The organism is Cupriavidus consociatus (genome assembly GCF_017814975.1).
Taxonomy (GTDB): Bacteria; Pseudomonadota; Gammaproteobacteria; order Burkholderiales; family Burkholderiaceae; genus Cupriavidus; species Cupriavidus consociatus.
In genome coordinates, this window is sequence record NZ_JAGIQA010000066.1 from 1 (window position 1) to 9,244 (window position 9,244).

General features: G+C 58.2%; 7 protein-coding genes and 1 pseudogene. 7 read left to right on the forward strand and 1 reads right to left on the reverse strand.

Annotated features, from left to right (window positions below; genetic code table 11):
- Positions 1-243: 243 nt before the first annotated feature.
- The 5 genes and pseudogenes from J8I82_RS36530 to J8I82_RS36550 all read left to right on the forward strand — a co-directional run bounded on the left by J8I82_RS36530 (position 244) and on the right by J8I82_RS36550 (position 5,741).
- Positions 244-723, forward strand: a complete 480-nt coding sequence (locus J8I82_RS36530) for a 6,7-dimethyl-8-ribityllumazine synthase (protein WP_209765330.1) — start codon at positions 244-246, stop codon at positions 721-723.
- A 3-nt stretch (positions 724-726) separates the two neighbouring features.
- A pseudogene (gene ribA / locus J8I82_RS36535) lies at positions 727-1,374 on the forward strand (GTP cyclohydrolase II); the annotation flags it as partial.
- A gap of 86 nt (positions 1,375-1,460) precedes the next feature.
- Positions 1,461-2,825, forward strand: a complete 1,365-nt coding sequence (hglS, locus tag J8I82_RS36540) for a 2-oxoadipate dioxygenase/decarboxylase HglS (RefSeq protein WP_209765334.1) — start codon at positions 1,461-1,463, stop codon at positions 2,823-2,825.
- 15 nt (positions 2,826-2,840) lie between these two features.
- The gene (locus J8I82_RS36545; RefSeq protein ID WP_209765336.1) at positions 2,841-4,283 is read left to right on the forward strand and encodes an FAD-binding oxidoreductase; all 1,443 of its coding nucleotides are present in this window, start codon (positions 2,841-2,843) and stop codon (positions 4,281-4,283) included.
- A 48-nt stretch (positions 4,284-4,331) separates the two neighbouring features.
- Positions 4,332-5,741 (forward strand): MFS transporter, encoded by a 1,410-nt coding sequence (locus J8I82_RS36550; RefSeq protein ID WP_209765338.1) that lies wholly within the window; start codon positions 4,332-4,334, stop codon positions 5,739-5,741.
- 25 nt (positions 5,742-5,766) lie between these two features.
- On the opposite strand, the gene J8I82_RS36555 is transcribed toward J8I82_RS36550, so the two are convergent.
- Positions 5,767-6,597 carry a LysR substrate-binding domain-containing protein gene (locus J8I82_RS36555; protein WP_245180605.1) on the reverse strand — a complete coding sequence of 277 codons (831 nt, stop codon included), beginning with the start codon at positions 6,595-6,597 and terminating at the stop codon, positions 5,767-5,769.
- 254 nt (positions 6,598-6,851) lie between these two features.
- Between J8I82_RS36555 and J8I82_RS36560 the strand changes: the two genes are divergently transcribed.
- On the forward strand, positions 6,852-7,352 hold the full coding sequence (locus tag J8I82_RS36560) for a flavin reductase (protein ID WP_209765340.1): 501 nt from the start codon (positions 6,852-6,854) through the stop codon (positions 7,350-7,352).
- A gap of 40 nt (positions 7,353-7,392) precedes the next feature.
- Positions 7,393-9,105 (forward strand): thiamine pyrophosphate-binding protein, encoded by a 1,713-nt coding sequence (locus J8I82_RS36565; RefSeq protein ID WP_209765342.1) that lies wholly within the window; start codon positions 7,393-7,395, stop codon positions 9,103-9,105.
- Positions 9,106-9,244: the final 139 nt, after the last annotated feature.

Consider the following 9,244-nt stretch of genomic DNA (forward strand, 5'->3'; position numbering starts at 1 on the left):
TCTCCTTATCGCGGCTCCGCACCGCTGCTCGTTGCGATGGGGGAAGTATTGCCCTCAATGGAGCTTTGCAGAAGAGAATGAAATGACAATCACCCTTGCAAATTTTTAGCCAATCCTAAGGATACGACTGCTGTGACACTGTCGTCACTCTTGCATTTCTAGCAAGGATGATTGCCATTTCCTTCGCTTTTCACTCATAGACGGTAGGGTTAGAGTGTCCAGACCAACATTCGGAGACCCGCTGTGGATCGATTTGCAACTTATCCGTCCCGTCAAATTGCCTTCGTGCAGTCGTGCTGGCACCGCGCGGTAGTAGATCAATGTCGAACCGCCTTCCTGGAAGCCATGGTCGCGCAAGGCGTGCCGCCAGACACCGTGGACACCTATGAAGTTCCGGGCGCGTTCGAGCTACCGCTTCAGATCAAGCTTTTGGCACAGAGCGGCCGCTATGCAGCGATCGTGGCAGCCGGATTAGTAGTCGATGGGGGCATCTATCGTCATGACTTCGTCGCCCAAGCTGTCATTAAAGGCTTGATGCAGGTTCAACTCGAAACACTGACGCCTGTGTTGTCCGCGGTGCTGACGCCCCACCACTTTCATGGCGAGGAACATGAGCAGTTCTTTCGTCAGCACTTCTTGGTAAAGGGAAAAGAGGCTGCTGACGCGTGCGTGAACACGATTGCCAGGGTGCCGAAACTGAAGCAAACCTTGAAGAGCGACTAAGCGATGACGCACCCCACCGTCGCAAACGTGCCGATTCCAGCGACGCCTCAGAAACCGCCCCAGGCCGTCAATGAGGCTGTACGAGTCGAAGCAAGCACGATTCTGCCGACCAAGCACGGCACTTTTCGATGCCACGCGTTTCAGGCGCACGGGGATACGGTCGAACACCTCGCCTTGGTGCTGGGAAACGTGGCCGGACGCCGCCGCGTGCCGACGCGCTTTCATTCGGAATGTCTGACTGGAGATGTCTTCGGTTCATGCAAGTGCGATTGCGGCGAACAGCTCGAGGCGGCCCTTGCATACATACAGTTGAAGGGGTGCGGCATCCTTATCTATCTCCGCGGGCATGAAGGACGGGGCATAGGCCTGGTCAACAAGATCAAGGCTTATGCCCTTCAAGAGCAGGGCAGGGACACGGTACAGGCGAATGTCGAGCTGGGGCTTCCTGTCGATGCGCGCGAGTACGGGGCGGCAGTCGCGCTGCTGCGATGGCTTTCAGTCGAGTCAATCTCGCTATTGACGAATAACCCTCGCAAGCTTGCAGCGCTTAGCGGTCAAGGCGTTATGGTCGCAGAACGCTTGCCCTTGTGTACTCCTCCCAGAGTCGAGAATGCACGCTACTTAGCGACCAAGCGCCGCAAATTAGGACATTTGCTTCCGGATCTGGATACCGGTGCCCGCAGTCCACTGGCGAGCCCCGCCAGTCCTTTCATAAATTGTTCATTCACTGCTTCACCATGAGCCATACCCCTTCAACTACATTGCTTCACCCTGATGAGATTCGTTCGCGCTTTGCTCGAGCCTTGTCGGACATGTACCGGCAAGAAGTCCCGCAATATGGTGCCTTGCTGGACCTCGTCGCTGATATCAACATGGAGGTCATTCAGCAGAATCCGAGCCTCGAAGCGATCCTCCGTGACTCAAACCAGCTTGATCGTCTGAATGTCGAACGCCATGGCGCAATCCGGGTTGGCACGCCCAAGGAGCTGTCCACCATCGCGCGCATGTTCGGCGTCATGGGAATGACCGCGGTAGGGTACTACGATCTTTCCGTGGCGAACGTCCCGGTGCATGCGACTGCCTTCCGGCCTGTCAAGGAGGAATCCTTGAACCGGAACCCATTCCGAGTCTTTACCTCCCTGCTCCGGCTCGACCTTGTCGAAGATGTGGCGCTGCGCGAGCGAGCGGCTGAGATCCTCAGCAAACGACGCATCTTCACGTCCCGCGCATTGGAGCTCATCGACTTGGCCGAACAGCGCGGCGGTCTCACGCAGGAAGAGGCGGAGGACTTCGTATCGGAAGCTCTGGAGACGTTCCGGTGGCATCGCGAATCAACGGTCGACATTCAGACCTATCAGGCGCTTCGCTCAAGTCATCCACTGGTCGCCGACGTTGTGTGCTTCAAGGGCCCTCACATCAACCACCTGACGCCGCGCGTCCTTGACATTGATCGGGCACAGTCCGCAATGCATACGCATGAGATTCGCGCGAAAGCAACCATCGAGGGGCCGCCCCGTCGCAACGTTCCCATCCTGCTTCGGCAGACCAGTTTCCTTGCTCTTGAGGAGCCGGTCTATTTCCGGGGCGGCGAAGGCGCTGCCGGTTCGCACACAGCACGCTTTGGCGAAATCGAGCAACGTGGCTATGCGCTGACTATGAAGGGCCGGGCACTCTATGACAGTCTCCTGCAAGACGCAGCAGGGTCGTCCCTAGATGAGGCTTTTACCGCGTTTCCGGATGACCTCGCCATCCTTAGAAAAGAAGGACTGGCGTTCTTCCGGTATGAAATTAACCTCGAACGGCAGGCCGGCTCACCGAAGCCAGACGCGACCCTGGACCAGTTGGTTGACTCCGGATGGTTAAGGGCGCTTCCGCTCACTTATGAGGATTTCTTGCCGGTCAGTGCCGCCGGCATCTTCCACTCAAACCTCGGGTCTGAAACGCACGCCGAGTACAGTGAAGCAGCCGACCGAGCTGCGTTCGAAGCGGCGCTGGGTCACCAGGTGCTGGATGAAATTGCTTTGTATGAAGCAGCCCAAGCAGCCTCTGTCGAAGAGTGCCGCCGGCGCCTGAAGCTTGGCAATTGCGAACTTGGCTCCTGACGAACGGTGCGCCCGATGGAAGATCAAAGCAACCTCCTGACCATACTCCGGGGCATCGTTGGAGATACCAACGTACTTACCGAGGGCGATTTGAGCGCATGGGAAGAGGACTGGCGCAAGCGGATACGTGGCAAGGCGCTCGCAGTGGTACGCCCGGCAAGCACCGATCAGGTCGCCCGAGTGGTGCAGGCCTGCTCTACTGCAGGCACGGCGCTCGTACCTCAAGGCGGCAATACTGGCTTGGTGGCGGGCGGCATTCCGGACAGCAGCGGTACGCAAGTCCTGCTAAGCCTGTCTCGCATGCAGGCGATCCGCGAGTTGGACGCTCCCAATCTCACCGTAACGGTTGAGGCTGGCTGCATACTGCAGGTACTCCAGGACGCGGCTGCGAATGCCGGCCTACTGTTCCCCTTAAGCCTGGCTGCAGAAGGCACCTGCACCATCGGCGGGAACCTCGCGACTAATGCTGGTGGGACCCAGGTCATTCGCTACGGGAACGCTCGAGATCTGTGCCTCGGCCTGGAAGTGGTCACGGCTTCCGGTGAAATCTGGGACGGCCTCAGTGGTTTGCGTAAAGACAATACCGGTTACGATCTCAGGGACCTGTTCGTAGGGAGCGAGGGGACACTTGGCATTATCACCGCAGCGACATTGAAATTATTTGCGGCCCCTTCCGCGCAATTGACCGCGTGGGTTGCAGTTGCGTCGCTCGAGGATGCGATCTCCCTGCTTGGCCAAGCGCACCGCCAGCTCGGCGCCGGGCTTACCGGCTTCGAAGTGATGGGCCAAGCCGGACTCGCTCTGGTCGCCAGGCATATGCCGCAGTTGCGAGTGCCTTTCCTGGAGGCGTCCACTCCCCATGCCGTACTGATGGAACTCTCTGACAGCGAATCCGAAGCACACGCACGCTCGCGATTCGAAGCGCTACTCGAATCTGCGTTTGAAGACGGATATGTCTGCGATGCCGTAATTGCCGAAAGTCTGTCGCAAGCGCATCAGCTTTGGCATGTCCGCGAGAGTATTCCGCTTGCTCAGGCGGAGGAAGGTATCAATATCAAGCACGATATCTCGCTTCCGATCTCTCGCATTCCAACCTTTGTTGGCGAGACCGACGCCCTTCTGATGAACCGCTTCCCGGGAGTGAGTGTGGTCAATTTTGGCCATCTCGGTGATGGAAACTTGCATTACAACGTGCAACCGCCGTCCGATTGCGATGTCACGGCATTCCTGCGCGAGAACGAAGAATACATCAACACGGTGGTCTACGATCAGGTTAGCAAGTTCAATGGCTCTATATCGGCAGAGCACGGGATTGGTGAGTTAAAGCGAGAGAAGCTGGAAACGCATAAGTCGCCAGTCGCTCTCGGGATGATGAGAGCCATCAAACATGCCCTCGATCCGAAAGCCTTGCTCAATCCTAATCGCCTGCTTTCCCTTCTGGCCTCTCAGCCGGGCTGACATGCTAGTGCACCGGGGTCTCACACATCCGTTTTTCGGGACGACGTAATGGACCAAATCACTAACAACACTGAAAGTAATATCCCGTGCAGCGCAGGTTTGCCGCGGTTCAATGCAAAGGCTGAACCGGGCGCCACGGCAGTTTGGGCGATTTCCATTGCTGTGTTCATGGCCGCACTGGACGTCGCGCTCGTCCACACAGCTTTGCCGACCATTGCTTCCGTTCTTGGTGCCAGTGGATCCGACGTCATCTGGGCCGTGATGTCATATCAACTTGTCATGGTCGCGGCAATGCTGCCCCTGGCATCTCTCGGTGAGATATGGGGGCACAGAAAAGTCTTCACAATGGGACTTGCGATCTTTACCGTATCCTCGCTGGCCTGCGGGCTCGCATGGTCCTTGGCCACACTGGTCGTGGCCAGGGCGCTGCAAGGCTTAGGCGCCGCCGCCATCATGGGGGTGAATATCGCCCTCATTCGCAACATCTACCCAGAAATGCATCTCGGCCGAGGTATCGGTATCAATGCCTTGGTGAACGCCATAGGCATCGCCGCGGGGCCAAGCGTGGCCTCCGTAGTGTTGTCCATGGCTTCGTGGCAATGGCTTTTCCTCTTGAACGTTCCAGCCGGCGTCGTTGCGTTGGTCATGGCCTATCGTGCCATCCCTGAAACGCACCGTGCTGCACGACCTTTTGACACGTTGGGCGCCTTGCTTTGTTTTGCCATGTTTGCCTTGGCGGTCCACGGTTTGGGCGGCGTAGCCCATCGAGCGTCATGGCTGCTCGTTGGCGGTGAATTCCTGGGGGCTGCCGTTTGCGCGGTTTCGCTCATCCATCGCCAACGAGGCCAGCCCGCTGCCATGTTGGGCGTCGACCTGTTCCGAATTCCCGCTTTTTCCCTATCGACGCTTGCAGCGATCTGTGCCTTCGCCACCCACGGACTGACCTTCGCGTCGTTGCCATTCCTGCTTCAGCATATGTTCGGTCGGACGCAGGTCGAGACCGGCTTTCTGATGACTCCTTGGCCCTTACTGGGCGCAGTGCTTGCACCCATTGCCGGCAGGTTATCGGATCGCTATCCCGCGGGTCTGTTGGGCGGCATCGGGCTTTGCCTGCTTGGAAGTGGGATTGGGGTACTGTCGTTGCTGCCAGCAGGGACCCCTGACTGGGTCATCGCGGGTTGCATGGCTGTATGCGGATGTGGATTCGGCCTTTTTCTCTCGCCGAACCAAAAAGTGCTGATGTCTAGCGCCCCCGCTGAACGTAGCGGCGGCGCCAGTGGAATACTAGGCGTCGCAAGACTGCTAGGCCAGACAACCGGTGCTGCCTCCGTGGCACTGTTCCTAACCGTGTCGATATCACGAGGTCCAGTTTTCGCACTGTGGCTCGGTTGCATCTTCGCGGTGTGCGGCGCTGGCCTGAGCGCACTGCGTCTGTTGCCTAGTGCGAAGACAAGCTAGTTGACATCTAATAGCGGGCTGGGAATCAGGCGCTTGCTGCGTCCAACTGTGACACCGCCCCATAAGGGGGAACGGTATCGAAATTGACATCGGACAAGTTCTCGACGAAGAAATCGATCAGCGCTCGAACTTTTCCCGCCAGTAGCCGGTTATGGGTGAATATTAGGTTGATATCGCGGCCAGGCAACTCGAAGTCCGAAAGAACGATTTTTAGCCGGCCGGCGCTGACATGATGCGCCACCGACCACGCGGGAGCATAGACGAGGCCTGCGCCCTCTATCGCTGCAGCGATTACGCCGTCCAGCGTGTTGGAGCGCATCCTGACCGGCACCTGGACGTGGGCTGGACGACCGTTGTCGTCCAGCATTTGCCACTCAGCGCTTATGCTCAACTGGCTATAGACCAGACAATGGTGCCCAGACAGCTCGCTGGGATGCCTTGGCTCGCCGTGTGTCGCCACGTATTCCGGTGATGCGGCGACGACCCAGCGCAACGCCCCGAGCTTTCGGACAATAAGGCTTGAATCTTCGATAGACCCAATCCGCACCGCGACGTCTACGCCTTCCTCGACCAGATTGATCGGACGATCCAGCAAAGTGACATCAAGCGAGACCTTCGGATACTGGATCAGGAAGCGCGCCAATAACGGCAACATAAACACGCGGCCAAACAAGGTGGGGCCGTATATCACCAGGCGCCCCATCGGCGTAGTTGCATCCGCCGTCAGCCCCGCCTCAAGTTCGTCGATTTCCGCAAGCAGGCGCTTGGAACGCTCGTAATAGGCTCGTCCTGCTTCCGTCAAGGCGAGCATTCTGGTCGTACGGACCACCAGGCGAGTACCGATGCGTTCCTCCAATGCCGTGAGGTGCCTGCTGACCGAGGACAGCGACAGCCCGTGCTTGCGAGCAGCCGCGGACCAGGCTTCCGCTGTCGATCGCCGAAACGAACAACCCCATCGCATCAATTCTGTCCATGTGCTTCCTTCCCGTGCATCCAAAAGGGATATTGGGCGATTACCGTAAAAACTGCAAGAGTGATTGCCAGTTTCATCTCTTCTGCAAGACGTGCTGCCCATCGATACTTGATGCACGACAAGCAGGAGATGCAATCATGCCTATTCAGCGGCAGGAGTATCGGGATGCCATGGCCCAGCTAGGGGCCGCCGTCAACGTCATTACGTCAGCCGGCACCGCAGGGCGATATGGGATGACCGCAAGCGCGGTCTTCAGCGTGACGGATGATCCACCTACGCTCGCCGTTTGTGTCAACCGCTCAAGCCAGAGTAACGCCGTCTTTAAAGCCAATGGCGTCTTGTGCGTCAACACTCTTGGCAGCACGCAGCAGGAAATCTCCGGGGTATTTGCTGGCGCCACCAAATGCGCGGTGGACGATCGGTTCAAGGTCGGACACTGGACATCGCGCGCCACCGGCGCTCCCGTCCTTGAAGGGGCTGTCGTGTCATTTGATTGCCGTATCACCGATACGCTCGAAAAAGGGACGCATACGATTTTCTTCTGCGAAGTCGAGGCCGTGGTGCAAAGCGGCGCAGATGAAGGCCTGATCTATTTCCGTCGCAACTATCACAGCATCGGTGATGACGCGGCTGCTTGAGTTGCCGACGCGACCTGGCATAAACAATTAAGGGGACAACATGAGTAAGATCGCAGGGCACCTGCTAGTGGAATGCTTGGTGGAGCAAGGTTGCGAAGTGGCATTCGGCGTGCCCGGTGAGAGCTTTCTTGCGGTGCTGGACGGCTTCCACCGATACAGGGACCGCATTCGTTTCGTGGGCTGCCGTCAAGAGGGCGGCGCGTCATTCATGGCAGAGGCACACGGCAAACTCACACGACGACCGGGCGTGTGCATCGTCACGCGAGGCCCAGGCGCGACCAACGCAGCCATCGGCGTGCATACAGCATTCCAGGACTCCACGCCAATGGTGCTCCTCATTGGCGACGTTGGGAGCGACTTTCGCGACCGCGAAGCATTTCAGGAGGTCGATTTCGCCGCGTTCTTTGGCCCCAGCACAAAGGGAATGGCGAAGCGCGTGGAACGCATCGACGACCCGCACCGGATTCCCGAGTACATTGCTCGCGCATTTGCCACCGCCATGAATGGGCGCCCGGGCCCAGTTGTACTCGTATTGCCGGAAGACATGCTGGTGCAGGAAACCGACGCGCGACCTGTCAGGCGCATCGAGGCCGCCGGTTCGGCCGCCACGGACCGAGATTTACAGCGTTTTCGCGAACTTCTTGCGCAGTCTCGACGGCCCCTTGTCCTCGCCGGCGGTGCATACTCGCCCCAAGCGGCCCAGCAATTGCAGCGGTTTGCGGAAGCCTGGCACTTGCCGGTTGCCAACACCTTCCGCTTTCAGGATACCTTTGACAATCACCATGAGCTCTACGCCGGTGATGTTGGCATCGGCGTAAATCCCAAGCTCGCCAAGCGAGTACAAGAAAGCGACCTTATCATTGCTCTGGGCGCCAGGCTCGGGGAGATGACGACGAGTGGCTACACACTGCTACAGCCGCCCCAACCCACCCAACGTCTGGTTCACGTCCATTCGTCCGGAGAAGAACTCAACCGAGTGTACCGGGCAGACCTCGCGATCCACGCGACGATGGACAGCTTCGTCGAACAACTAGCGATGCTCGATCCCCCGCCGGACGTACCTTGGCAGTCGTGGGCAATTTCCGCCAATGCCGACTATCTAGAGAACCTAGTTTCTGAAGCGCTTCCTGGATTGGACCAGAGTTCCGCTCACTATTTCGATATGCCGGGTCTCATCGGAACCCTGCAAAAGTATTTGCCGGCAGACGCGGTACTGACAAACGGCGCCGGAAATTTCGCCAGTTGGCTGCACCGGTACTACCGCTTTCATGGCCTCGCCAAGGGTCACAAGACTCAGTTGGCGCCCACCGTGGGTGCTATGGGGTATGGCGTACCCGCCGGGATAGCGGCCAATCTTGTGACCGGCCGCGTTGCGTTCACCATCGCAGGTGACGGGGACTTTCTGATGAATGGGCAGGAGCTTGCGACCGCCGTGCAGCATGGCGCGAAGTCAATCATCTTACTGGTCGACAACGGCATGTATGGAACTATCCGCATGCATCAAGAGCGCGAGTACCCGCAACACGTCTGCGGCACCGACCTGTGCAGCCCGGACTTCTGTTCGCTTGCACGTAGTTATGGCTACGAAGGCATCTTCGCCTCGAACCTGAAGGAGTTCGAGCAGGCATTGATTCGAGCGCTGGAAAACCAGAGCGGCACGTTGATTCACATTCGGCTCTCCGCAGAGATCATCTCTACTCGCCGCAGCTTGAGCGCCATCCGTAAAGAAGCCTTGCATCGCCAGACTGATTGACGGACCAGACTGCACGACGGGGCATTTCGATCAAAGTTGCAAGAGTCTTTTTCATATTTGCGCCTTCAGCAAAGGCAGCTTTGCGCAAATACTTAAGTTACAGAATCAAACTGCGGCAACCGGCCGCTGACAGGAGACG

Excerpts from the sequence above, each read along its gene's own strand:
- J8I82_RS36560 (WP_209765340.1), top strand. The coding sequence starts at position 6,852 with ATGCCTATTCAGCGGCAGGAGTATCGGGATGCCATGGCCCAGCTAGGG.
- J8I82_RS36565 (WP_209765342.1), top strand. The coding sequence starts at position 7,393 with ATGAGTAAGATCGCAGGGCACCTGCTAGTGGAATGCTTGGTGGAGCAA.
- J8I82_RS36550 (WP_209765338.1), top strand. The coding sequence starts at position 4,332 with ATGGACCAAATCACTAACAACACTGAAAGTAATATCCCGTGCAGCGCA.
- J8I82_RS36545 (WP_209765336.1), top strand. The coding sequence starts at position 2,841 with ATGGAAGATCAAAGCAACCTCCTGACCATACTCCGGGGCATCGTTGGA.
- hglS (WP_209765334.1), top strand. The coding sequence starts at position 1,461 with ATGAGCCATACCCCTTCAACTACATTGCTTCACCCTGATGAGATTCGT.